Origin of the sequence: Sulfuricaulis sp., assembly GCF_024653915.1 — a bacterium.
Classification (GTDB): Bacteria; Pseudomonadota; Gammaproteobacteria; order Acidiferrobacterales; family Sulfurifustaceae; genus Sulfuricaulis.
Window position 1 is genome coordinate 199,670 of record NZ_JANLGY010000004.1, and the last position, 26,205, is coordinate 225,874.

General features: G+C 56.8%; 21 protein-coding genes. 1 reads left to right on the forward strand and 20 read right to left on the reverse strand.

What is annotated here, in order from left to right; genetic code table 11:
- Positions 1-60 precede the first annotated feature (60 nt).
- From cysM to NUV55_RS02140, 3 genes are all read right to left on the reverse strand, one after another.
- A complete protein-coding gene (cysM, locus tag NUV55_RS02130; RefSeq protein WP_296669968.1) occupies positions 61-945 on the reverse strand; it encodes a cysteine synthase CysM in 885 nt (294 codons plus the stop codon).
- A 64-nt stretch (positions 946-1,009) separates the two neighbouring features.
- On the reverse strand, positions 1,010-2,779 hold the full coding sequence (gene recJ / locus NUV55_RS02135) for a single-stranded-DNA-specific exonuclease RecJ (RefSeq protein ID WP_367280321.1): 1,770 nt from the start codon (positions 2,777-2,779) through the stop codon (positions 1,010-1,012).
- A gap of 136 nt (positions 2,780-2,915) precedes the next feature.
- Positions 2,916-3,971, reverse strand: coding sequence for a hypothetical protein (locus NUV55_RS02140; RefSeq protein WP_296669971.1), 1,056 nt, complete (start codon positions 3,969-3,971; stop codon positions 2,916-2,918).
- A gap of 330 nt (positions 3,972-4,301) precedes the next feature.
- Here NUV55_RS02140 and NUV55_RS02145 point away from each other — a divergent pair, with 330 nt between their 5' ends.
- The gene (locus tag NUV55_RS02145) at positions 4,302-6,329 is read left to right on the forward strand and encodes a dynamin family protein (RefSeq protein WP_296669972.1); all 2,028 of its coding nucleotides are present in this window, start codon (positions 4,302-4,304) and stop codon (positions 6,327-6,329) included.
- A 19-nt stretch (positions 6,330-6,348) separates the two neighbouring features.
- Here the strand turns inward: NUV55_RS02145 and NUV55_RS02150 are convergent, their stop codons facing one another.
- The 17 genes from NUV55_RS02150 to alaC all read right to left on the reverse strand — a co-directional run bounded on the left by NUV55_RS02150 (position 6,349) and on the right by alaC (position 26,134).
- Positions 6,349-7,590, reverse strand: a complete 1,242-nt coding sequence (locus NUV55_RS02150; protein ID WP_296669974.1) for a hypothetical protein — start codon at positions 7,588-7,590, stop codon at positions 6,349-6,351.
- On the reverse strand, positions 7,587-8,090 hold the full coding sequence (locus tag NUV55_RS02155; protein ID WP_296669975.1) for a thioredoxin fold domain-containing protein: 504 nt from the start codon (positions 8,088-8,090) through the stop codon (positions 7,587-7,589). The genes NUV55_RS02150 and NUV55_RS02155 overlap by 4 nt, the downstream gene beginning before the upstream one ends.
- Positions 8,091-8,215: 125 nt before the next feature.
- Positions 8,216-9,001, reverse strand: coding sequence for a sulfite exporter TauE/SafE family protein (locus tag NUV55_RS02160; RefSeq protein ID WP_296669977.1), 786 nt, complete (start codon positions 8,999-9,001; stop codon positions 8,216-8,218).
- A 19-nt stretch (positions 9,002-9,020) separates the two neighbouring features.
- Positions 9,021-10,079: a selenide, water dikinase SelD gene (selD, locus tag NUV55_RS02165; RefSeq protein WP_296669978.1), complete on the reverse strand. Its 1,059-nt coding sequence runs from the start codon at positions 10,077-10,079 to the stop codon at positions 9,021-9,023.
- Positions 10,080-10,473: 394 nt separating this feature from the next.
- Positions 10,474-13,134 (reverse strand): EAL domain-containing protein, encoded by a 2,661-nt coding sequence (locus tag NUV55_RS02170; protein WP_296669980.1) that lies wholly within the window; start codon positions 13,132-13,134, stop codon positions 10,474-10,476.
- A gap of 227 nt (positions 13,135-13,361) precedes the next feature.
- Positions 13,362-14,459 carry a chemotaxis response regulator protein-glutamate methylesterase gene (locus NUV55_RS02175; protein WP_296669981.1) on the reverse strand — a complete coding sequence of 366 codons (1,098 nt, stop codon included), beginning with the start codon at positions 14,457-14,459 and terminating at the stop codon, positions 13,362-13,364.
- A gap of 37 nt (positions 14,460-14,496) precedes the next feature.
- Positions 14,497-15,102, reverse strand: a complete 606-nt coding sequence (locus tag NUV55_RS02180) for a hypothetical protein (RefSeq protein ID WP_296669983.1) — start codon at positions 15,100-15,102, stop codon at positions 14,497-14,499.
- Positions 15,099-15,992 (reverse strand): protein-glutamate O-methyltransferase CheR, encoded by an 894-nt coding sequence (locus tag NUV55_RS02185; RefSeq protein ID WP_296669985.1) that lies wholly within the window; start codon positions 15,990-15,992, stop codon positions 15,099-15,101. Before NUV55_RS02185 ends, NUV55_RS02180 begins: the two co-directional genes overlap by 4 nt.
- 88 nt (positions 15,993-16,080) lie before the next feature.
- Positions 16,081-17,472: a methyl-accepting chemotaxis protein gene (locus NUV55_RS02190; RefSeq protein ID WP_296669986.1), complete on the reverse strand. Its 1,392-nt coding sequence runs from the start codon at positions 17,470-17,472 to the stop codon at positions 16,081-16,083.
- 32 nt (positions 17,473-17,504) lie between these two features.
- A complete protein-coding gene (locus tag NUV55_RS02195) occupies positions 17,505-18,014 on the reverse strand; it encodes a chemotaxis protein CheW (RefSeq protein ID WP_296669988.1) in 510 nt (169 codons plus the stop codon).
- 10 nt (positions 18,015-18,024) lie between these two features.
- On the reverse strand, positions 18,025-20,052 hold the full coding sequence (locus tag NUV55_RS02200) for a chemotaxis protein CheA (RefSeq protein ID WP_296669989.1): 2,028 nt from the start codon (positions 20,050-20,052) through the stop codon (positions 18,025-18,027).
- A gap of 4 nt (positions 20,053-20,056) precedes the next feature.
- On the reverse strand, positions 20,057-20,419 hold the full coding sequence (locus tag NUV55_RS02205) for a response regulator (protein WP_296669991.1): 363 nt from the start codon (positions 20,417-20,419) through the stop codon (positions 20,057-20,059).
- A 12-nt stretch (positions 20,420-20,431) separates the two neighbouring features.
- Positions 20,432-21,811, reverse strand: coding sequence for a methyl-accepting chemotaxis protein (locus NUV55_RS02210; protein ID WP_296669992.1), 1,380 nt, complete (start codon positions 21,809-21,811; stop codon positions 20,432-20,434).
- Positions 21,808-22,125 carry an STAS domain-containing protein gene (locus tag NUV55_RS02215; protein ID WP_296669994.1) on the reverse strand — a complete coding sequence of 106 codons (318 nt, stop codon included), beginning with the start codon at positions 22,123-22,125 and terminating at the stop codon, positions 21,808-21,810. Before NUV55_RS02215 ends, NUV55_RS02210 begins: the two co-directional genes overlap by 4 nt.
- A 282-nt stretch (positions 22,126-22,407) precedes the next feature.
- Positions 22,408-23,490 (reverse strand): threonine synthase, encoded by a 1,083-nt coding sequence (gene thrC, locus NUV55_RS02220; protein ID WP_296669996.1) that lies wholly within the window; start codon positions 23,488-23,490, stop codon positions 22,408-22,410.
- Between the two features lie 110 nt (positions 23,491-23,600).
- Positions 23,601-24,923, reverse strand: coding sequence for a homoserine dehydrogenase (locus NUV55_RS02225; RefSeq protein WP_296669997.1), 1,323 nt, complete (start codon positions 24,921-24,923; stop codon positions 23,601-23,603).
- A complete protein-coding gene (gene alaC / locus NUV55_RS02230) occupies positions 24,920-26,134 on the reverse strand; it encodes an alanine transaminase (RefSeq protein WP_296669999.1) in 1,215 nt (404 codons plus the stop codon). The genes NUV55_RS02225 and alaC overlap by 4 nt, the downstream gene beginning before the upstream one ends.
- Positions 26,135-26,205 lie beyond the last annotated feature (71 nt).

A 26,205-nucleotide genomic window follows, 5' to 3' on the forward strand; every position in this document is an offset into this window, starting at 1 on the left:
ATAAACAAGTTCATTCTCTGCGTGCTCAGCGTCCTCTGCGGTGAAAAATTCATAATAATCTTATTCGGGAAATACGTTGGTCGAGAGATAACGATCGCCGCGGTCGCAGATGATGGTGACGATCACGGCGTTTTTCAGTTCCTGTGAGAGCTTGAGCACGGCATGCATGGCGCCGCCGGAGGAGATGCCGCAGAAGATGCCCTCCTCGCGCGCCAGACGGCGCGTCATGTCTTCCGCTTCCACTTGGGTTACTTCCATGACGCGATCAACGCGGTTGGCATCGTAAATCTTTGGCAGGTATTCCTTGGGCCAGGCGCGGATGCCGGGAATCTGTGAGCCTTCGGATGGCTGCACGCCGATGATCTGAATTTTCGAATTCTTTTCCTTCAGGAAACGCGACACGCCCATGATGGTGCCGGTGGTGCCCATGGCGCTGACGAAGTGCGTGATCTTGCCGTCGGTGTCGCGCCAGATTTCCGGGCCGGTGTTTTCGTAGTGCGCGCGCGGGTTGTCGGGGTTGGAAAACTGGTCCAACACCCTGCCCATGCCTTCGCGTTCCATTTTATCCGCCAGATCGCGCGCGCCTTCCATGCCCTCTTTCTGCGTCACCAGCACCAGCTCGGCGCCGAAGGCTTTCATAACGGCGCGGCGTTCGAGGCTCAGATGTTCCGGCATGATGAGCACCATGCGATAGCCCTTCATGGTCGCGGCCATGGCCAGCGCAATGCCGGTATTGCCGCTGGTGGCCTCGATCAGCGTGTCTCCAGGCTTGATTTCACCGCGCGCCTCGGCGTGCTTGATCATGGACAGCGCCGCGCGGTCCTTCACCGAGCCGGCGGGATTATTGCCTTCCAGCTTGGCGAATATAGTGTTCGTGGTCTTGCCCGGCAGCCGTTGCAGCCTGACCTGCGGCGTGTTGCCGACAAAATCTTCCAGAAGTTTCATGCGCAGGATATTAACCTGCGTGCGCCCGTAATGCGACGGGACCGCGGGGGTGCATGGGGCTCATTCAGTCGGTGGTGACCGCTTCCGCTTCGGGAACGACAGCATCTGCCGGTTCCAAATGTTCAAGGATCAGCTGCAGGGACCGATACCCCTGGTATTCATTCACGTCCAGCTTGAAGGCGGCGCGGATACGCCCGTAGGCCGGCGGCTTGCCATCACGGACGCTATTGAAGGCAATCGCATCGAAGGTTTTTTCTACGCCGGGCAGACGCAGGCTGAGCTTGAGGTGTTTCTCGCCGACCACCTTTTGGCTGGCGACTTCGAAGAACCCATCGAACAAGGGCTCAGGAAATCCCTGCCCCCAGGGGCCGGCCTCACGTAATAGTTCGGCGACCGGGAGCGACACCTCGTCCGGCATCAGTTCGCCGTCGCTGACGATCTTGCCTTGCAGATCGTCCTCAGACAGATGACGGCTGACTTCCTCATCGAAGGCGGAACGGAAGGCATCGAAGTGCAGCCGTTCCAGTGTCATGCCCGCGGCCATGGCATGCCCGCCAAACTTGCTGAGCAAATGTGGATGACGCGCGGCAATGGCATCGAGCGCGTCACGAATATGCAGGCCGGGAACAGAACGGGCCGAGCCTTTCATTTCGGTTTCATTGACCGGGGCAAACGCGATTACCGGGCGATGTGTGCGCTCCTTGATGCGCGCGGCCACGATGCCGATCACGCCTTGATGCCAGGATTCGTGAAACAGGCACAAGCCACGGGGAAGGGCCGTCATGTCGAGCTTTAAACCTTCTACCTCGGCAACGGCCTGTTGCTGCATGGTTGCTTCAATGGAGCGGCGTTCGCGATTCAGGGCATCGAGTTGCTGCGCCATGGTATGGGCTGCCGTGAAATCATCCGTCAGCAGGCATTCAATGCCGAGCGACATGTCAGTGAGCCGGCCTGCCGCGTTGAGACGCGGGCCGACGATGTAGCCCAGGTCCATGGCCGTCACGCGTTGCGGCTGGCGACCCGCGACGCGCAACAAGGCCTCGATGCCGGCGCAGGATTGGCCCTGATTGATGCGCTTCAAACCTTGCGCTACCAGGACGCGATTATTGGCATCAAGCGGCACCACGTCGGCAACGGTGCCGAGCGCGACCAGATCAAGCAGTCGGCCCAAATTGGGTTCCGTGATGTTGTGCTCGGTGAACCACCCGCTCGCGCGCAGACGCGAGCGCAACGCGAGCATGACATAGAAGATAACGCCGACACCGGCGAGGTTCTTGCTCGGAAACGTATCATGGGGCTGGTTCGGATTGACGATCACCGTTGCTTCCGGCAGCGACTCGCCGGGCAAATGATGATCTGTGACCAGCACGTCAATGCCGAGGCTGCGCGCCGCCTTAACGCCTTCGTTGCTTGAGATACCGTTATCGACGGTGATGATCAGATTCGGCGATTGTTGTGCCGCCAGCGCGACAATTTCCGGGGTCAGGCCGTAACCGAATTCAAAGCGATTCGGCACCAGATAGCGCACATCCGCGGCACCCAGGCTGCGCAGGGCACGCAAGGCGAGCGCGCAACTGGTGGCACCGTCGGCATCGAAATCGGCCACGATCAGAATACGTTTTTGTTGCCGCAGGGTTTCTGCGAGCAAGATGGAAGCTTCGTCGATACCCTTGAGTTGGGTCGGCGGAATAAGGTGGCCCAGTGATTTATCCAGCTCCTCGCGCGAGGCCACCCGGCGCGCCAGATAGATGCGCTGCAACACCGGGTGCAGATCCATCAGAAAGCTTTCTGACCCCACAGGCGGGCGGCGGATGATTTTGGCGCTGGCGATCATTGTACGGTTTTCGGGAAAGTGCATGACCCTTTCCCGAAAACTACGCCACGTATGATTCTCGGGAAAGTGCATGACCCCTTCCCGAAAACTACGCCACGTATGATTCTCGGGAAAGTGCATGACCCCTTCCCGAGAATCATACTTGACAATGCGACGTCAGGGAACGACGCCAATGCCACCAACGCCGTGCCTGTCGGGATGTCAGCGTGAAATTGACGCCGGCATCGGTCATCAGGGTCAGGCGCACGATGACGCCGGATTTTAAATCGCGCAGCAGCGGTTCCATCCAGTTTTTTTCCAGCCTGTGAAGCATTTCCTGATGTCGCGCTGCGTCATTGTAGAGTGTTGCGCCATGAATCTCATCCAGCACGATCAGATGCTCGCCGGTCTGGCCCGCCTGTTTATGCCATTCGGCATAACCACCCGGGACATTTCCCGCTGCGGTACCGGACAGTTTCGCCAACGACAGGCTTACGGGTTCGTTGCTCCATATCCGCGTCCAGGATACCGGTGCGATGCGGGGAAGCCGACCGCTGCCCCAGAACCACAGGCTGTTGATGGGAAGCTTGCCCTCTTTTTCGCGCTCGACATTGACCGTCGCGGTGTGCAGCAGAATCTGGAGTTCGTTTAGAATGGTGTGCCAAGCCTTTTCGTCCGGACCGCGCGGCAGGAATCCATGGACGTCGCGCCCGACCACTTGCGATAGTGCGGAGGTAGTCAGCTTCGGGGCGCGCATTGGCTTGAGATACCAGCGCTCCGGGTGCGGCGCTTTTAGCAGCCATCCGTCGGAGGTGAAGACTTCCATGATCTCCGCGATCAGGCCACTGGCTTCCTCTTTGGTGACTTCCAGTTTCTGTGCATCGGCGAGAATCAGGCGGTCGCGATCGAGACTCAAGTGCACCGGGTCCGCGCGTAACCACCAATCGTTATCAATCACGCCCATGTCGAACATGCGCGTGACGGCGGCCACCGGCAGATCGGCGTTTTCCTGCCGCACGAGATCGAACAAGGCGAACAGCCCCTCTTCGTAGCCCTGCGGAAAACCGCGGTCGATGACTTCCGCCCGCGACAGCAGCGTCTCGAGCGCGCGCAAAGAACCGTTTTGAGCAGTGTCGCTATCTTGCGGGCTGAGCAATCCGGGGACGTAAAGGGTCAAATGCTGATGGATGGGGCTGTCAGAGACTGTTGTCATTTTTTATTGCTGGTCCCGTGGTGCGCACACTTCATTGCCCGATTTTAAGATATATCGACGTCAAATAATGAAACCGATGAAACGCTTTACCAGTGGCCATTACGGCAAGGATGCTGAACCGGCTACCGATAATTAATCGCCTACCCGGATTTGGCGGTGAATGGCGCGTTTGCTCTCCTTTTCACCTTGATTCCAGCCCTGCCGGGACCCTTGCCGGAGAGAAATGTGACAAAAAACCGGTTAAATCGCCTGATGATCAAGGGTGCTGGCCTGACTTTTGCATAAATATGAGCTAAATCCTTTAGTTAATGGAATTTCAGGCAGGGCGCCTTGACCGCTAAACCAGGGACATCAGCAGCACAGGAAAACGTCGCCAACGACGACGGTAAAGTCGTGGCCATGGACGATTTCGTCCAGTCGCGCAATGCCAAGGCCGCGCTCGACGGCTTTGCGCGCGGGCTGACCCAATTCAAGCGCTGGCGCGACGATATCGCCCAGGCGATTGCCGATTACCAGACCTGGGTGGAACAGCAGGGTTTCTCCGACGGCGAGCAGGATCTGCGCGTCTACGAACTGATCGAGATGTTGCAGTCGGACAAGCTGACGGTGGCGCTGGTGGCCGAATTTTCGCGCGGCAAGACCGAGCTGCTGAATGCCATATTCTTTTCCGATTACAAACAACGACTGCTGCCCTCCGCGGCCGGGCGCACCACCATGTGCCCCACCGAACTGCGCTGGGACGAGAAGGACGGGCCTTGCGTCAAGCTGCTGCCGATCGAGACGCGCAAGACGGCGCTGACCATCTCCGAATACAAGCGCACACCGGTGCATTGGACCACGATTCATATCCTGAAGCTGAGTTCAGCCGAGGAAGTACGCGAAGCGCTCTCGGAAATAACCAAGACCAAAAAAGTCAATCTGCGCGAAGCGCAGGAGCTGGGACTGTACGATCCAAAGCAGCCCGCCAATAAAAACGCACCGATCTCCGGCAACACAGTCGAAGTCCCGGTATGGCGCCATGCCGTCGTCAATTTTCCAAACGCCTTGCTCAAACAGGGGCTGGTGGTTCTCGATACGCCCGGACTGAATGCGCTGGGTGCCGAACCCGAGCTGACACTAAACACCCTTCCCGGCGCACAGGCGATACTGTTCCTGCTGGCCGCCGATGCCGGCGTCACCAAGACCGACCTCGAAGTCTGGACCAACCACGTGAACACGGTGAGAGGCAATACCCAGCTGGTGGCGCTGAACAAGATTGATATTCTCTGGGATGAACTGCATGACGATGCCGCCGTGGCTAAAACCATCGCGAGCCAAGTGGAGGAAACCGCACGCACGCTGCGCATCGACCGTAAGCTCATCTTTCCGGTATCCGCGCAGAAGGGGCTGATCGCGAAAATCAAGGGTGACACCGCACTGGCCGCCAAAAGCGGATTGTCAGCGCTGGAGGATAAACTCACACAGGACCTGATCCCGGCGCGCCACATGCTGATCCGCAACCGCATCGTGCATGAAGTGAGCGGCCGGGTCGAAAGCAGCCGTGCACTGATTGAGGCCAAGCTTGCCGGTGTTAACAAGCAATTGACCGAGCTCAAGCAGTTGAGCGGAAAGAACCTCGATGTGATTCAGAAAATGGTCGTACGCATGCGCACAGAAAAGCAGAAATACGACAAGGAAATCGAGGGATTCCTGTTAACCAAGGCCGCGCTGTCGAGACAGGCGCAGATCCTGCTCGGCCACCTCAGCATGACGAGCCTGGACGAGCTTATTGCGAAAACACGCATCGGCATGAACGAAACCTGGACCACGCGTGGCCTCAAAACCGGCATGGCGGCGTTTTTTACCGGAACCCTCGAACGCATGGAAAAGGTCAGTGCCGAATCCGATGAAATCCGCAAGGTGGTCGAGGCCATCTACCTGCGCCTGCACACCGAATACGGGTTGGCCAAGATCACGCCCCCGCGGCTGTCACTGCTGCCGTTCGTGGTGGAGTTCAAGAAACTCGAAGAGCGGGCCGATGCGTTCCGCGACAGTCCCGTCACGATGATGACGGAGCAACATTTCGTCATCAAAAAGTTCTTTATCACGATGGTGAGCCAGGCGCGGCACCTCTTTACCGAATGCAATACCGCGTCGAAAAACTGGTTCCAGGCAGCCGTATCGCCGGTCTTTGCCCAGATCCAGCAGCACAAGGCCACCATCGACCGCAGTTTCGAGGCCCTGAAAAAGATTCACGAAAACCTGGATACCCTCGGCGAGCGCATTGCCGAAATGGAAACAGTCCGCAAGGATCTTGAAGGCCAGATGAAAACGAGCGAGACCCTGCTGGAGCGCATTCACCGCCCGCTGACGCAGTAACCTGAAGGGCAATATCGGCTTACTTTGATTGCTGTGTCGGGGGCGATGGCTCACCCCGATTGCGCCCCATGGCATACATGATCCGGCCCGGGCCATTTTCTTCCCCCTGTTCCAGCCAAATCAGATGCAAATTGCCTTGCGCGTCCAGCGTGATCGAAGGACTGGTCTTGACACCCTCACCCGATGCCGCCGGCGGCGAGATATTGGTGCTCCAGCCTTCCCCGGTATTCCACGCCAGCCAGATGCTCGAAACATCGTCACGGTCATCGTCCCAGGCAACGATCACGCGTCCAGCCGCATCGCCCGAGATGGCGGGATGCCATTGCGCATATTGATCGGCGAATGAATCCTGCACCAGCTCGTTAATACCGAAACGCCAGCCGCCATCACTGCTGAAAGCGGCATAAACATCGTAACCGGTCTGGTTTCCGCGCTTGTCCATCCATGTCGCGGCAACTTTGTCCTCGCCATACGCGGTCAGCGCAACCCGCATGACACCATTGCCTCGACCATAACGGTCGGATTTTTTCACCACCTCGTTAAGCACCTGCGGTTCGCTGAAATTCCCACGCGTCGCGGCACGGCTGTAAAGCAGCATGGTATGTTGATGCCGGCGATCTTCCCAGGCGATAACCGTTCCTATTTTAGTCACGGCCACCATGGGGTATGACTGGTCGTCTGTTGGCGGCTTGACGTCCACGGGTTTTAGTTTGCCGATGCGGATCAGCTCTTCTCCGGCGCCAGCTTTTAATTCCTGCGTGACGATCCGGTTGAATTTTCCCGCCCGCTGGCACCAGGCGGCGATAATGTGCTGTCCGTCCTGCGTCGCCAGCGCTACCTGTGTGGCGTTCGATCCGCTTATTTTTACCGATGGTCCCAGACCCGAGGGCGTCACCCATCGCGCCCAAATGGCGCTGTCCTGTTCCCAGGCGGCAAGAAACCGGTCTTCCTGCAGCGCCACGATGGTTGGAGCAAAAGCCGATTGCCCGGAGCTGATCCGTTTTGCCGAGGTAAAAACATTACTGCCCGCGGGCTTGAAGCTGACATAGGCCTGCGGCGAGCCGTCGCGATTGTCTTCCCATGCCACAGCCAGCACTTTTTCGGACATGGCAATACTTTTGCGCCCGGTCGCGTCCAGATGCTGAAACACGCTGGATTCGTTGACGGGGGCAACAGCAATCTTTTCGCCGAAGTCCCATCCTTCGGCATGCGTCTGCGTGCTGAAAAATAAAATCAGCGCCAGAGAATATTCACGTTTCATCGAGGCTGCGAAAGAAACTGTTCCAGCGATTTTTTCTTGTAATGTTCGCCGTTGATATATTGATCGTACTTGATGAAGTCCTGTACGGTCTGAAAGCCCGGAACCTTGAGCAGGGATTTACCGTCACTATCCATATAGATAAAAACCGGCGTTACTTTTGCCTTCAGACGCGCACCCAACTCCATCTCCGTTATGCGCTCACCATTTGGCAGCACCAGGCGCCGCCCGCTCTCGGCGTCCACGTAGGAAATTACGTAATGCCGGGTATAGAGTTTTTTCAGCGCCGGGTCGCTAAAGGATTCCTTGTTGGTCTTTTCACAGAATCCACAGCCGTAACGGCCATAGTAGACAAATATTTTTTTATTCTGCTGGCGTGCTGCCTTGAGGGCTTCGTCGTAATGCAGGAAAGCGTACCCGGGAGGCGGATCGGCATAGCTGACAGCCGCAACGACCGTTGCCCACGCTGCCAGTACGATACATGGCCATAAACGTCCCCGCATGGTATCCCCTAGTGTATTAACACTGCTGGAATAGTTAATTATTAAAGACGGGAAATATTACGTTATCTAAACTAGCTAACACGACGCACTTCCCCAAGCTTTTATTCCCGACGAATATGGCCTGCTCAAGCAAGCAACAACTCGTACCAGATCTTGAGGGCTGTGCCCGCTATCAGCACGGAAAGCGCCCCGCGCAGCAGCCGGCGCGGCGTTCTCTGGCTTATAACACTGCCCAATTGCGCACCAATCAGCACGCCGGCAACCAGCACAGCGGACATCAGGTAGGGTATCTGATCGGTTCCCAGGCGGCCCACGAGCACCGCCGCCGAAGAGGCAATGCCCACCGCCAGGGTGGTCCCGATCGTGATGCGCGTCGGAATCCGTAGTATATAGAGCATGGCCGGCACAAGCAGAAATGCCCCGCCCTGTCCGATAATGCCGGACAACAATCCTATTCCGAGCCCTATCACCACTGCCAGCGGTTTATTGAACCGGAGCGATTCCACGTCGGGCTCGGGTCCGTTTTCATGTCTCGGCAGCACCATCATGATGGCCGCGACGATGGCCATGGCGGCGAATACCATGAGCAGAACTTCGGAGGTGAGATAGACCGAGGCAATCGAACCGGTCAGGGAGCCGGCCGTGGCGCTCCCACCCACGGCATACGCCAGCGGCATGCTGACACGGTTATAGCGCTTGTGGCCGATGGCGCCTGACAGCGCCCCGAAAAAGCTTTGCACCGAGGTGATACCGGCCACGGTTTTCATGCTCAGGGCGCCCACCCCCAAGGCCGACGGCACGTACAGCAGCAGCGGCACCATGATGATGCCGCCACCGATACCCAAAAGACCCGACAGGAACCCGCCCAGCAAGCCAAGCGAGAATAACGTCGGGAACAGTCCCGCGTCCATGATCGCCAATTACCCCGGGTTAGCGATTGAAAACCACGGGCGCCTCTGTTCCCTTTGGCGTGGTGATCCGACCGATGATGGCAGTTTCCGCGAAGCCGAATTCTTTGAGCTTGTCCAGACACATTCCGGCCTTTTCAGGGGCAACCGCTATCAGCAGGCCCCCGTTCGTTTGTGGATCGGTAAACACCAGCTGGTGGTCGATATTCCAGTCATCCGCAAAAAACAGCGAATCGCCGTAACTGTGCATATTGCGGTAGGCACCGCTCGGAACCATGCCTTCCTCCACCAAGGCCCAGGCTTCTTCGATTACCGGCACCGCGGTGGTGTCGATTTCCATGCGGAGCTGCCCTTCCCGGGACATCTCGTACAAATGCCCGGCCAGGCCGAATCCGGTTACGTCGGTCAGGGCATGCACCTCTGGCTGCTTACCCAACCAGGAACCCGGCCGGTTCAGCTGGGTGATGTGGTGAATAAATTTCTTGTAGGCAGAGGCGCCTAATGTGCCTGCCTTGATGGCGCTGGCAAGAATTCCGATGCCAAGTGGTTTGGTGAGAATCAACATGTCACCTGCTTGAGCGCCGGAATTGGTTTTTACCATATGCGTGTGCACCCGGCCGATGACAGCAAGACCAAATATTGGTTGCGGATTGTCGATACTGTGACCGCCGGCGAGCGGTATATTCGCATCCTTACAGACATCGACCGCGCCGTGCATGATTTCCTGCATGCTGTCCATCGACAGCTTGTTAACCGGGAAGCCGACGAGGGCATTGGCTATCAGGGGGTCCGCGCCCATGGCGTATATATCGCTGAGCGCATTGGCGGCGGCTATTCGGCCATAGGTATAAGGATCGTCTACTATCGGCGTGGAAAAATCGCTGCTGAAAATCAGCGATTCGTGTTCACTGATACGCATGACGGCGGCATCGTCATTGTTTTCTATACCGACCAGCAGATCGGATTGGGCCCAATGCTTGGGTACTTTTTCAAGAATCTGATGCAGCGCGGTCGGATCAATCTTGCATCCACACCCCCCCGATTGGGAGAACGACGTCAATTTTATTGCCAGTGCGTCCATTACTTCTCCTTTGTGCGATAGTTTCGTGTCTGAAAAGCCCCTGATTTATAATTTTTGCTTCGGTACAAACACATCTCGGCCAACGAGAGAATCAGCCGACAATGTCCAAACCTTCCCTGCGCCGGCACGTTTCACTTACGGCAGGTCTTAAAGTAATACTGTTAAAGTAATGCTTTAGGAATTCCCCTGGCTGTAACCGGTTCTCAGGGGCTGTGGAATGTAATGCTGCACCGTCCGCTGGCACAATTCTTTTATCCTCTACAAGAGGTAAGTACCGTAATTACCCGAATAGAATATGTATTTTCTACATGCACTGCAATGGTGCATGAGAAAGCCGTACGCTAATTGGTTTTTCGGGTTACGGCCGGAGGCGAGGGGTGTTCTTGAAGCGTGATCAGGACAGGGCTGGGCCTGGGCGAAAATGGCTATTGTCGGAGCCGAAATTGTCTTTCGACAGCTCGTCACGATGCAGTTCCAGATAACGCGTGATATCGGTCACCGGCATGGGACGTCCAAGATGATAGCCCTGAGCAACGTCACATCCAAGCAGCGCAAGCATGTCCATTATTTCCTGGCTCTCCACGCCCTCCGCGACGACACCCAGACCAAGATTGTGGGCGAGCTCGATCGTCGAGCGCACGATCATGGCATCGTTTTCTTCCTTGGCCATACCGATGACAAAGGATTTATCAATCTTGAGTGAATGCACCGGGAGCTTTTTAAGATAGGCCAGCGAAGAAAAGCCCACGCCAAAGTCATCCACCGCCATGCGGATACCCATGTTGTTGAGCTGGGTCAGGACCTCAAGCGCGTGATCCGGATCGGCCATCATGGCGCTTTCAGTTATTTCAAGCTCAAGACAGGAAGGCGGGATGTTCCAGGTGGCAAAAATGGCCTTGATCGCATCCACAAGCGTCGGATCCTGAAGATTCCATACCGACAGATTAACGGCCACCTTCAAATGAAAACCCTGCTTGCGCCAAACTTCGCATTGATGCATCGCCGTATTGAGCACCCACATGGTCAATGGTTTGATCAGGCCGGTTTGCTCGGCAATGGGAATCATCTCATCGGGTGGGACCATCCCGCGCTGCGGGTGTTTCCAGCGTAACAGCGCCTCCACGCCAATAACATGTTTGGTGCGCTGGCTGACCTGAGGCTGATAGTAAAGCTCCAGAACGTTGTTATCGATAGCATCATGGAGATCTTTTTCCAGCGCGAGTCGCGTGACGCTGTAACGATCCTGACGCGAATCGTAAAACGCGCAACCGCTGTTTGAGCGTTTGGCCAGATACATGGCCACGTCAGCATGTTGAATCAGCGTTTCAGCATCCTGCCCGTGCTCCGGAAACACGGCAATACCGAGACTTCCCCCGACGTAAAGGCTGTGGCGTCCGAGCTCGAAGACTTTTTTCATGGCGAGAATGACTTTCTGGGCCACATGGTTGGCGTACGAAGCGTCTGTTACCGGTAGTAGCAGGGCAAATTCGTCACCACCAAGACGCGCAATCGTGTCGGAGGGGCGCAGGATCTGTTGGAGTCTTGCGCCCACCTGTTGCAGCACCACATCACCCACATGGTGGCCCAGCGTGTCATTAATGTCCTTGAAGCGGTCCAGGTCCATAACCAGAAGCGCGAGATAGGTGTTCTGCCTTGTGGCCATCCGAATGGCATGTTGCAGGCGATCGCGCAGCAAGGCGCGATTGGGAAGACCGGTCAGCATGTCGTGCAGCGACTGATGCTCGATGACTGCTTCCTGTGCCTTGTGCTCGGTTATGTCGGTGAGTGAACCGGAAATGCGCACGGCCTCGCCGGTGGGGCTGCGTATGGCCTTGCCGCGCATCAGAAGCCAGCGTGTATTATTGTCCACCGCCGTGCGGAACTCGGCCTGAAACAGATTGTTTGCATCGCCTTTTTGCAGATACGACTCGAGCTTGCCGAGCAGGGAAAGATGATCTTTCTGGGCTACCTTGCCGGCGATAATTTGCTTGGGATTGGATAAATAATTATCTGTTTCGTCGAGCGACAACATCTGCTTCAGTCGCGGCGAGAAATAAGCCCTGTCCGCCAGTACATCCCAATCCCAGATACCGTCGTTGGTCCCGGCTACCGCCAACTCAAAGCGTTCTTCGCTGCGGCGCCGGATTTTTTCAAGCTTGCGCATACGCAACAGCAACAAGCTGGCGAGTACGGTCAGCGCCACAAACACCAGCACCAACCCTGACATCAGTTTCAGTTCCTGGTTCTTGCGCTCCAGTTCAGCCGTGCGGCGTCGCGCTTTCAGGCCGTCATCGAGATTTGCCGCCGGCGTGAACAGAACTGTGCCAAATCTCTCCGCGCCAAAGCGGCGAATGTGATCCTGGGCTTCGTCAGAAACCAGATACTCCACGAAGCGTTCGGCAAGATTCTGATTGGCCTGCGGATGGCGTTCACGGCTGACGATGACGGCGGAATAGTAATTCCGCAGCAAAGCGTGATCGCGATACAAGGGGATCACGCCACCGGCAACGAGATCACGATTGACCAGATAGGTTCCGATATCGGTGAAGCTATAATGTCCGAACAGCGCCGCATCACGCAGCGTTGCCGCCGAGCTGGCGTTGCTGACTTCATACCCGACCCAATCGGGTTCAATGCCCGCCATGAGCCAAAGCTCATTCAGTTTGTTCATTGTCCCCGAACGCTTGCCGGGAACGAGGAAAGACACCTGTTCGCGCGCCATGCGTTGCAGGACCGTGACCAGATCCCTCTCGCGCGACAGTTTCAACGGATCGGCCGGCGGGCCCATGATGGCGAATTCGTTGTACATCACTAAAGTCCGCAACAGGCCTTGGCCTTCCTCGATGAAAAGCTTTTCTGCTTCCGGAGCATGGGTAACGATCAGGTCGGCCAGACCGCGCCGGCCAAGATCCAGCGTGGCCAGCGCGCCCGCAGGCTGTATGTCGATGCTGGTGTCCGGATAACGCGCGCGAAATGCATCCGCCAGTGAACCGATCAACCCGGTATCCGCGGCGGTTTGCGCCACCACAATGCGCAGATGTTCGGCGGCGGGCACCTGCCCGGCATAAATAGCCGTTACCGAGCAAAGAATCAGCGTGAACAGTCCATGCCGAAAACGAGAGGCTACGGCATGAAGACCAGGCGATCGGGATTGTCCAGCCCGCTCCCTTTGAATATCGGCAACGGGCCCTTGGCGGCCTGATGACATTGCCCCCTTTATGTCTCTAAAGAAATTAACCGTTTTGATACGCAAACAGATGAAGTCCTTTTCAAGCAGCGATTTTAAGACGACTCCTTCAATCGAAAATCGCGCTCAGGCGATCTATCCGGATTTGCCCAATCAGTGATGAAGTTGGCAATACGTTCCAGCGATACCACGTGACTGACACCACCGAGACGAATGGCCTGTTCGGGCATGCCAAAGACAACACTGCTCTTTTCATCCTGGGCGATGGTGCGCGCACCGGCCAGTTTCATCGCATGCAAACCCTGCGCGCCGTCGCTACCCATGCCTGTAAGGATGATTCCCAAGGCATTGGCGCCGGCCATGCGTGCAGCAGAATCGAAAAGGACATCCACGGAGGGGCGATGACGATTCACCGGCTCGTCTTCATATACCCGTACCGCGTATCCCCCCGCCGCACGCATAATGGCCATGTGAAATCCGCCCGGGGCTACCAATGCCACGCCCGGTTTCAGCCGGTCACCGCTTTTGGCTTCTCGTACTTCAAGATTCGATTGTTGATTCAGGCGCTCGGCAAATGAGGCGGTAAACTTTGGCGGCATGTGTTGCACGATGGCAATGCCCGGCGTGGAACGTGGCAGCTTCGCCATGATCTCTGAAATCGCCTGTGTGCCGCCCGCGGAGGCGCCAATGACAATAATGCCATCACGGCAACCGGGCGAAACAATATACGCTAACGGAGATTCCGTTATCACGGACGGCGCCACCAGTGAAGGACGCACATGGGCTCCGGCCGCGGCGCGAACCTTGGCTCGTATCTCCTCCATCAATTCAGCACTCAGTCCTTCACGCATACTGCCTTGCGGCTTGGCAACAAAATCCACGGCCCCCAGATCGAGCGCGCGTAAAGTCGCCGTCGCGCCTTTTTCAGTGTGTGTGGACACCATCACCACCGGTAAGGGGTGTAAGCGCATCAGCTTTTCCAGGAAGGTGATTCCATCCATGCCGGGCATCTCGACATCCAGCGTCAATACATCCGGCTTGAGTGACTTGATTTTCTCGCGCGCGATAAGCGGGTTGGCTGCTGTGCCGACGACATTGATTTCCGGATCTTGGTGTAAAACCATCGTCAATACCTGACGCATCAGCGCCGAATCGTCGATGATGAGGGCCCTTATTTTTCGTGTGACGCGCATGTTGCCAGCAGTCGGTTTCGCGGGTATCCGTTATTGATCAAAAAAGCGTGACATCGCCATCGAGCTTCTGTTTCTTCAGGCTGATCAGGTACACCACTTCTTCCTGCGCCGTGCGTTCGGCATCGGTGTTACCCAGGTACTTCAGATGCACCTTTCCGGTGTGGGTCTGAAACAGGACGCGTCGCGGTTGAAAGCCGCCGACGTCCTCGCGCACAACGGGTATCTGTTCGTCGTCCAAAAACCGCTTTACAAAATCGATGTTGCGTTGCGGTACGCCGTCGAGACTCTCGCGGATATTGAGCACATGGCCACCGCCGAAGATCTTTGCCTGAAAACGCCGACGATCGGCGCCAATCTTCATGAGATCGCTGATGAGTAATTCCATGGCGTTAACGCCATAGCGCGTGCTTGTCGGATCACCGGGATCGGAGCCTTCCGGCAGCATGAAATGATTCATGCCTCCCATACCCAGCACCGGGTCATATAGACAGGCGGCAATGCAGGAGCCGAGCACGGTATCCAGCAACAGCGGTTCGCGACTGGTTTGCAGCCCCCCGATATGAATGGTTATGCGCCTCAAGTCGGTATCGAGGTTGCTCGGCAGGCGTGTTCCCCTGACATGAGATGGCTGGATGTTCTTCATAATACTTTTTTGCCCCGGCACTGATAAATGCTGTGGCCGACAGATTTGAAGAGATCGTTCAGACCATGCATGGCCTCCGAATGACCGAGCATCAAATAACCATCCTTTTTGAGTGCGCCGGCCATACGCTGAAACAGCTTCTGCTGTGTGGGCTTGTCAAAATAAATAAGTACGTTGCGGCAAAAAATGACGTCAAACTTCTCCTGCATGGGCCAGGGGTCTTCCTGCAGGTTGAGCCAGTGAAAATGAACCAGCGACTTCAGTAGCGGCTTCGCCATCACTTCTGCTTCATGCGCGCCCTGCCCTCGCAGAAAATAGCGACGCAACAATGCTTCAGGAATTTGCTTTGCCTGGACACGCGAGAAAACGCCACTGGCGGCGCGTGACAGCACGTCAGTGTCAATATCCGTAGCCAGGATACGGATATCCAGTTCATTGAATGACGGCATGGATTCCAGGGCCGTCATGGCGAGTGAATAGGCCTCTTCGCCTGTTGACGAAGCCGCGCTCCACATACGCAGTGGCCGTTCGCGATTGGGATTCTGTTTATAAGCAGGGAAAATCTGTTCCGCCAGGAAACGGAAATGATGAGGTTCACGAAAGAAATCCGTCTTGTTGGTGGTGATGCAATTGATCATCGCCATCAACTCCGCGCCCTCGGGGTCGTTCTCGACCAGCAACACGTAATAATCGGAATAGTGCTGCAGCCCATGATGACGCAGACGTTTAGACAGGCGCGAACACACCAGCGCCTTCTTGTGTTCGGAAAGGGCAATGCCGGTATGCACGTGGATGAACTCACGCAACTGTCTGAATTCAGCGTCAGAAATGGTCAGCCGGCTGTCGTCCAGTATCGAGCTGACCTTTCCGGTGACTATATGGCTGGACACCATTTTTTTTCCTTTTCCGCTGCCGCTGTTGGAGTTATCCCGGCGCGAGGATGCACGCACCGGCCAGTTAACTAATGAGCTGACTTGGTCAGAACTCGGTCCAATCGCCCCCTGCCGCACTGGATTTCTGCGTGACAACACGCGGCTTGAGATACTGCACATTGCGAGACTTCGACTCCGGTTCGGTAACGGCGGCCGAACCGCTCGTCACGGCGGGTGAAGCATGCGGTGTTTTCACAGCGGCGGTACTGGCGGCATTACGCTTTACCGCATCGGGTTTGAAAGTGAAATGTGATACCAGCGCCTGTAACTGCTCCGCCTGCGAAGCCAGTGACTGGCTGGTACCGGAAAGTTCCTCCACCTGGGCGGCGTTAGACTGGGTGACGCCATCCATTTGCATGATGGCGCGATTCACCTGTTCGATGCCGGAGGCCTGCTCCTGGCTGGAGGCGCTGATTTCGGCAATGATCTCGGCGGTGTTCTTCACGTTCTCGACAATACCCTCCAGCGTCTTGCTTGAGGCGCCGACGAGCTGCGTACCGTCCTGGACCTTGTCCACGCTGTCCTTGATCAGCGCCTTGATCTCCTTGGCCGCGGAAGCGCTGCGCTGCGCCAGGTTGCGCACCTCGGCCGCCACCACGGCGAAACCGCGTCCCTGTTCGCCGGCGCGCGCGGCTTCGACCGCCGCATTCAGCGCAAGCAGATTGGTCTGAAACGCGATTTCATCGATTACGCCGATAATATCGGCGATTTTGGCGCCGCTGGTGTTGATCGCTTCCATCGAGCGCTTGACGGAGGATGACATGACAACGCCTTCATTCGCCGACTCACGCGCCTCCAGCGCGACCTTGTCGGCACGCAGGGCATTGTCGGCATTCTGCTTCACCGTGCTGGTCATCTCTTCCATCGAGGCAGCGGTTTCTTCCAATGAACTGGCCTGTTCCTGCGCCGAGGAAGACAACTGCTCGGCTGCCGAACTCAGCTCCATGGAACCACTGGCCACAGACTCAGCGGCCTGTGAGACCTGGATCATGCTTTCATGAAACTCATCCACCAGCACATTGAGCGCACCGATAGCCTGTCCCACCTCGTCCCTTCTGTCGGTATAAAGCGTGGCGGTGAGATCGCCTTCCGAGACGCGATGCATCGCGCCCACAAGCCGATTCAGCGGGTTGGATACCGTGCGGACAAAGTAGAAGGCAATGGCAATCGGGACAATGATGGCCGCCAGGATGCCGCCAATGGTAATCAGCTGATACTGCCGGTACACACTCTTTGTCCGCTCATGATGCTCTTGCAATGATTTGCCGAGCGCCGAATTGTCTTTGACATAGGACTGGGTTACCTGATTGGAATCCATGACCTGTGAAAGACTTCTCAGGCCAAGACCTCCGATGGCGACCAGCATCAGCGTCATAAGCAACGCCGCCGCGACCATCTTGACTCGAAGGTTAAAGCCCTTTGCGTAGTACATTTCCATAACACACTCCTCTTGCGCGAAAATTCGCCAAATTAACGTGCCGCCACAGCGCTCGCCGCGGCGGTTGATTTATCCAATGATTCCGGGTTGACCATGCGGTCGATGTCCAGCAGTACAAGCAGTTTGCCGTCGACCTGCGCCAAACCCTTGATGAATTCACGATTCTCCTGACCTTCGTAGGCGGGCGCTTCGCATAATTGCTCAGCGCTGACATTGATTACGTCGCTGACCGCGTCCACCACGATGCCTGCCAGGCGTCCGTTGACATTGGCCACGATGATTACCGTAAAAACATCACGCTCGGCCTCCGGCAGGCCGAATCGCAGACGCAAATCGATCACCGGCACAATTACGCCGCGCAGGTTGAGCACGCCTTTGACATAGACCGGGCTGTTCGGAATCGGCGTGATCTTGTCCCATCCCTTGATTTCCTGAATCTTGAGAATGGTGATGCCGTAATCCTGCCCGTGCAGACGAAAGGTCAGGAACTGCTCCTCACTGGATTGCATCGCTTTATGGTCAAATGCGCGCGCCGTTTGCATGACTTTTCCCTCAATTCAATGTTGGCGAGACTGCCGTTGTGATTGGCGCGTCACCGGGAGGAATTACTGTTCGCCCGGTGCCTGCGTGCGCCAATCGGATCAGGCCGGTCACGTCCAGAATCATGGCCACGGTGCCATCTCCCAGAATGGTGGCCGCGGAAATACCTTCGACCTTACGGTAGTGCGTCGCCAGGCTTTTAATGACGACCTGCTGCTGGCCGAGCAGGTCATCCACGTACAATCCCGCCTTTTTGCCATCTGCCTCTACGATCACCAGCAATCCCTGAGACAAATCGGTCGAACGCGGTTCGACATGAAACAACTCATAAAGCCGAAGTAACGGCATAAATTCCTTGCGCAGTCCGTACAACTCGGCGCTGCCCGCGGGGCGGCTGATCTGCTCCGGCTGGATACGCACGGATTCAAGAATGCTGACAAGTGGCATGATGTAGGTATGAACTCCCACCTGCACGCTCAGACCGTCCAGAATCGCCAGGGTCAAAGGCAGGCGCACGGTGAAACAGGTGCCATGCCCTTTTTGCGAAGTGACCTCAATGGTGCCACCGAGGCTGCGAATGTTGTTGCGCACCACGTCCATGCCCACGCCGCGGCCGGAAACATCGCTGACAGTTTCTGCCGTTGAGAATCCCGGCATGAAAATGATCTCAATGATTTCTTCAGGTGAAGGTTTCGCCGACGCCGAAAGCAGGCCACGTTCAACGGCCTTGCTGAATATACGGTCAAATGGCAGGCCACGGCCGTCGTCACGAATTTCGATGACGACGTTACCGCCCTTTTGAAAAGCCTTCAGTTCAATACGCCCTGTTTCGGGTTTACCGCCGGCAACGCGTTCCACGGGGCGCTCGATACCATGGTCGAGACTGTTTCGCACCAGATGCAACAATGGGTCAATCAGGCGATCGATCACGGTCTTGTCGATTTCGGTCGACTCGCCGTGAATAATCAGTTCCACCCTCTTCTCCAGCTTCTGGCTCATGTCATGCACCAGCCGCGGCAGCCGGTTAAACGCAAAGCTGAGCGGCAGCATGCGGATGTGCATGACGCTCTCCTGCAATTCGCGGGTATTGCGTTCAAGTTGCGCGATGCCGGCAAAAAGCCGGGAAAGGTTGTCGAATGAGAAATTGGTCGTGAGCTGGCTCAGCATGGTTTGCGTGATCACCAGCTCGCCCACGGTATTGATCAGCGCGTCAACCTTGGGCACGCTCACTCGCAGGGTGTCGGTGTGCGCATCCATGGAAGCCACCGCCTCTGCAATAGAACGCGGGGCCAGGGACTGCACCGCTCGCGCGGTAATCTCAAGGGTACAGTCGTCCACCACCCAGCTGAATACTTCATTGATGGTCTCGCGCGTGACCGGTCCAATGAGTTCAATATTCCAGGCGAGATAGCATTCCTCGGGATCCATCTCGTTCCAGACAGGCAACGTGGTGATATCAACCAGTGCCGTGAACTCCCCCAGATCGCTCAATTCGCGCAGAATTCGCAGCGGATCATTGCCTGTCTGGAACAGGCGCTGGTGCGGGCGAAATACAATATGCCAATGAGATGTTCCTGTCGCCAACGCCGGTTTTGCCGGAGCGGCTGAAGCAGTGGTTGTCTTACCCTCGTTTTCAAGACTTTCCAGCTGGGTGCGCACCCCGTCGATAGCGTTTTTGTCGGCTTCCTTTCCGGTTCTGGCGGAAATGATCAGGCTGCGCAGACAATCTACCGAAGACAGTAAAAGACTTATCACGCGACGATCGGGGCGCAACCGCCCATCGCGCAGCGCATCGAGACGGGATTCGAGCACGTGCGCAAAGGCGGCCACCTCATCGAAACCAAAGGTGCTGCTGCCGCCTTTGATGGAATGGGCTGCGCGGAAGATGGTATTGAGGATCTCCGGATCGGCCACCACAGTATCGTGGCCATTGCCCGCCGCCGTCTTTTCCAGGCGCAGCAGCTCCGTTTCCATGATCGCCAGACCCTCGAGGCTCTCCTCGAAGAAGGTCTGGTGAAATTGGCGCATATCGATGGCCATGGCCCTATCCCAGGACTTTCTTGACCACGCTCAGCAGCTGTTCCGGGTTGAAAGGTTTAACGATCCAGCCGGTGGCGCCGGCGACCTTTCCCTGTTGACGCTTCGATTCCTGCGACTCCGTGGTCAGCATGAGAATCGGCGTGAATTTGTAGTCCGCCTGCTCGCGCAGTGACTTGACGAGTGTGATGCCGTCCATGTTGGGCATATTGACGTCGGCGATGACCAGGTCGACTTTCTTGCCCTGAAGAAGCTGTAACGCCTCCTTGCCGTCGCAGGCCTGGATAACCACATGCCCCACGCTATTCAGCGTGAAACTGATCATCTGGCGCATCGAAGCGGTGTCGTCAACGGTTAGTATTGTTGCCATAACAGTCCTCCTTCAGAACAACTCCACGGCGGGCCCGTTCCCCGTGGCTCCGTGTATCTTGCGTAAATCCTGTCCGGGATCGTTCGTCAATTTCACTTCTGTTTCCGCACTGGTGGTTTCCCGCATGCGCGAGAGCCAGTTTTCGTTACCCGGCACATTCTTGAGCAGGCCTTTGTCGAGATTGACTGTTTCCTGCATCAGGTGGAACAGCATGCGCCGCAACTCATCCATCGGCTCCAGCATCCCGCTCAGCTTCTGGCTGGTGATGTCCTGAAACTGAAGAGAGACCACGACGTTCTGCACGTCCTGGGCGATTTCCTTGCTGATTTCATTGATGCGGCTCACGGTCTCGGCTACTTCGCGGTTCTTGCCTTCCAGCGAGCGCGTGAGCGATATGACGTCATCCTTGATCTTGAGGGCGTGCTCCATGTCGGCGGCGGACAGCGTGCGCATGTCACCATAAGTCTTGCTGAGACCGGTTCTGACTTCCTTCAAGTGCACGCGTATGCGATCGCTGAATTCGTGCGAACGTTTGCTGAGCCGGCGAACTTCCGACGCCACGACTGAGAAACCTCTTCCGTGTTCACCGACGCGCGCCGCTTCAATGTCGGCGTTCAATGCCAGGAGGCTGGTCTGATCCGCCAGTTTTTCCACGTCGAGCAAAAAACCGTCAATCGCCTGCGTCCGGCTTTGCACGCCATCGAGTTCGCGCACCATGTTCACGGAAAGATCCGCCACGCGCACAACCTCATCCGCCATCTTGTTGAGGCGTTCGTCCGAGACCTGAATAAAATCCTTCAAGGATTGAGGTATGCCATCGCTCGCGGCGCCCTGCGTACCTTCGAGCAGCTCCATGGCTTGACGTGCCTGGATGGTGGCCTTGTTGATGACTGCTTCGAAGCTGCTGGCAATGGTGCCGGTAGCCTGTTCCGTCTGCTTGATGACGGACTGTATCTCCCGTCGCAGCACTAGCGCGGCTTCGCCGTAGCGTTGCCCCACTTCGACCCAGCGACGCATCAGATCGTCAACACGACGGCGCTGATTGTCCGCCGCCATTGATTGCAAAACTTCATCCACTTGCGGGATCTGTTCGATATCCCTGGACGGCGACATCAACGCGTCGACCTGTTCAAGCACCTGTTTGGCGTCATGGCCTTCCAGTACTTCCTCGCCCTGTAGTGGTATAGCCTCTTCCTGTTTGCGCGCATAAAACGCCAGCACGGTGAGTGTCAGCACGGCGCTCAAGCCGCTGCCCAGCGCCGCCCACCACGGCACAAATGCCACCGTCCAGATCAACGTGAGGATCATGCCGACGACGGCCCACAGCCACCAACGTGGCCAGGACGCTGTTTTTCCTGAAGTGGGGGATTTGAATGAAAGCGGTCCGATCATGACGCCATCTCGAGAATGGTTTCAAAACCAAGCACGCGCGCGGCTTGCTGTAAAACCGGAGACGGATTTTTCCAGGTGAGCGCAAGGCCACGCTCCCGGGCAGCGCGGGCGAACCCTGCCAGCACTTGCATGGCGGCGGCGTCCAGACGCTCGACACGGCTTCCTTCGAGCACCACCGCGGTAGCCGCCGCCAGCACGGTGTTCAGTTTTTCATGCAACGTGCGGGCATCCCTGATGCCGAGCGCTGCCTCCAGCACCACATGCGTGGTGTCGGCGGTGTGCTCGATATGTATCGGTTCCATGCTGTTTCCCATTACGACCCCTCCTTGTTGGGGTCCTGCTTCCGTACCTGTTCCCAAGGCCCAGAGCTAACCGGGCTCGCTCCTTTATAGTTATAGCAATAGCTATGCCAGTTCCCGCCAGAAAGGGCGGAATTCATAGGAAAACCGCCAGGAATGGCAAAATCGGCCTGGGATGGCCGGAATCAGCTCAGGGTCATTTCAGCGGCGGCGGCCGGGCAGGGGACTAAGCAACTGGGAATACAGGTCTGGAATGCCCTATCAGGGCAGGATTTGCGGGGAACGTCAGTCCCGCCGCTAGCGAGGCATGTTATCGAGGATGGCCTTTTTGACGGCCCCCAACTCGCCCTTGATCTTATGGAGAGGCCTGCTGCTTTGCTTGATGGCGGTATCGGGGTCCTTGAGGCCATGACCGGTCAGGGTACAGACCACCCGGCTACCCTCCGGGATCTTGCCCTGTTTGATGTCGTGCATGGCGCCGGCCAGCGATGTGGCGGAGGCCGGCTCACAGAAAATGCCTTCCTTTTCGGTGAGCAGCTTTTGCGCGGCAAGAATATCCTCGTCGGTGAATTTTTCGAACCAACCCTTCGACTCCTTCTGTACTTGCCAGGCCTTGTCCCACGACTGCGGATGACCGATTCGGATCGCGGTAGCAACGGTCTCGGGATTGTCCACCATCTTGCCAAGGAGGAACGGCGCCGCGCCGGACGCCTGATACCCGACCATCACCGGGCGAGTCCGGCAGATTCCGGCATCGGCATATTCACAGTAACCCATCCAGTGGGCGGATATGTTGCCGGCATTGCCGACAGGCAAGCAATGATAATCGGGCGCGCCTCCGAGTTCCTCGACAATCTCGAAGGCCGCAGTTTTCTGTCCCTGCAGACGATAGGGATTGATGGAGTTGACGATCGTGACCGGCGTGTGACCAGCCACTTCTTTCACCAGCGCCATGCCGACATCGAAGTTTCCCTGAATCTGGATCACGACCGCGCCATGGATCATCGCCTGCGCCAGTTTGCCGAGCGCAATTTTTCCATCCGGGATGACCACAAAGCAGGTAATGCCGGCGCGCGCGGCGTAGGCCGCGGCCGCGGCTGAAGTATTGCCAGTCGAGGCACAGATGATGGCACGACTGCCCTCTTCCACCGCCTTGGTGACGGCCATGGTCATCCCACGGTCCTTAAAGGAGCCTGTCGGGTTTAGCCCTTCGAATTTGACATAGATCTCTACCTGCTTGCCCAGCGTGCGCGGAATATTCTGGAGCTGGATCAGGGGTGTTGCGCCCTCGCCCAAACTGATAATACGGGTGTCTTTCGAGACCGGCAGACGGTCACGGTATCTTTCAATGAGGCCGGTGTAGCGATTGCCGAGATTCATGATGTAGAACCTAAATATGAAATTTCACCGCAGAGAACGCAGAGAACGCAGAGAAAGAATTTTAAATTTAAAAATCTCTGCGCCCTCTGCGATCTCTGTGGTTCAAACTATTATTTCCAATCGGGATTCAGGTGCTCAAGGCGAATACGCGCGACCTTGCCTTTGATCGAGGCCAGTTTTTCGATACGGGCGATGGCTCCATTCATGTTTTTTTCCCTGACACGTTGCGTCAGGATGATGACGGGCACCGTCTCTTCGCCGGCCTGCGGTTCCTTCTGCAAGATGGATTCAATGCTGATGCCAAGATCGGCCAGGATGCGCGTGACTTCGGCAAGCACGCCGGGCTTGTCCAGTGCGTGCAGGCGCAGGTAATACGAGGTCTCGACTTCTTCAATCGGCAGTATCGGCAAATCGACCAACGCATCCGGTTGAAATGCCAGATGCGGCACGCGATTATTCGGGTCCGAGGTCAACGTGCGCACCACGTCAACCAGGTCGGCGACCACGGCCGAGGCTGTGGGTTCGGCACCCGCGCCAGCACCGTAAAACATGGTCGGTCCCACGGCGTCACCCTTAACCAGCACGGCATTCATCGCACCGTCTACATTGGCGATGAGTCGGCGCTCCGGAATCAACGTCGGATGCACGCGCAGCTCTACCCCGCCATTGGTGCGGCGGGCAATGCCCAGCAGCTTCAGACGATAGCCCAGCTTTTCCGCGTATTGCACGTCCATGCGCGTTAGTTTGGCAATGCCTTCGATGTAGACCTGGTTGAACTTGAGCGGAATGCCGAAGGCAATCGCGGCCAAGATAGTGAGCTTGTGCGCCGCATCGATGCCCTCGACATCGAAAGATGGATCGGCCTCGGCATAACCGAGTTTCTGAGCTTCCCTGAGCACGTCAGCGAAGTCCGCGCCTTTGTCGCGCATCTCCGTCAGAATAAAGTTGCAGGTGCCGTTGATGATGCCGGCCATCCACTCAATGCGGTTGCCCGCCAGCCCTTCCCGCACCGCCTTGATGATGGGAATGCCGCCGGCCACCGCGGCTTCAAAAGCCACCATGACACCCTTTTTCTGGGCCTGTGCGAAGATTTCATTGCCGTGCAGGGCAATCAGGGCCTTGTTGGCCGTGACCACGTGCTTGCCATTATTGATCGCGGCCAACACCAGCTCGCGCGCCGGTTCGACGCCGCCGATTAATTCAACCACTACCTCGATTTCAGGGTTGCGCACCACCTCATGCGGGTCCTTGACCAGTTGAATACCATCAACAGAACAAGGCCGCTTTTTATTGAGGTCGCGCGCCGAAGCCTGAGCAATCCGGATTTCACGTCCCGCGCGGCGGGAAATCTCCTGGGCGTTGCGCGCCAGCACGCTGACCGTGCCACAGCCCACGGTACCGAGGCCAAGGATTCCAATGTTTACCGGTTTCATAAAATTTGTTCTTTTTTCTCGCCAACCTTGTCACGGCGAAACATATCACGGATGGAGCGCACGGCCTGACGCGTACGGTGTTCATTTTCGATGAGTGAAAAGCGCACATGCTCATCGCCATATTCGCCAAACCCTATCCCGGGTGAAACGGCCACCTTCGCTTCTGTCAGCAGTTTCTTGGAAAACTCAAGCGATCCCATGGCACGATAGGCTTCCGGGATGCGCGCCCAGATGAACATGGTGGCCTTGGGTTTCTCCACCAGCCAGCCGGCGGCGAATAAACCGTTGCATAACACGTCGCGACGGTTTTGGTATAGCTGCCGGATTTCATCAATACAGTCCTGCGGCCCTTCGAGCGCGAGGATGCCAGCGATCTGGATAGGCGTAAACATGCCGTAGTCAAAGTAAGATTTGAGTCGCGCGAGCGCTGCCACCAGCTTGCGATTGCCGCACATGAAACCGATTCGCCAGCCGGGCATGTTGTAACTTTTGGAAAGGGTGAAGAATTCCACCGCAATATCCTTGGCGCCGGGCACCTGCAGTATCGACGGCGCACGGTAACCGTCGAACACGATGTCGGCATATGCCAGGTCGTGCACCACCCAGATGCCGTGTTCTTTCGCGATCGCAATGACTTTCACAAAGAAGTCCAGATCAACACACTGTGTTGTCGGATTGGCCGGAAAATTCAGCACCAGCATTTTTGGCTTGGGCCAGGCATTCTTGATGGATTTTTCCAATTCGGCAAAGAAATCCACGCCGGGCACGAGCGGAACATGCCGGATATCGGCGCCCGCGATGACGAAACCGTAGGCATGAATCGGGTAACTCGGATTCGGCACCAGTACGGAATCGCCCTTGTCCACCGTCGCCATGGCCAAATGCGCCAGACCTTCTTTGGAGCCGATCGTGACTATTGCCTCGCTGTCCATGTCGAGATCGACGTCGTAACGTCGCTTGTACCACTGGCAGATGGCGCGCCGCAGGCGCGGAATGCCACGCGATACCGAATAGCGATGGGTGTCTTCGCGCTGTGCGGCTTCGACAAGCTTGTCCACAATATGCCTGGGCGTGGCGCCATCGGGATTGCCCATCCCGAAGTCGATGATGTCCTCGCCGCGCCGACGCGCTTGGGCCTTGAGCTCGTTGACGATGTTGAAGACGTAGGGTGGCAGCCGCTTTATGCGGGGGAATTCGTCGTTTTGTGACATGCTTTTCGTCGGGCTGTTATAGTGTCGAGCGACCGCCAAGATATTGAATACGTGTGCATTATAGGGCTTTC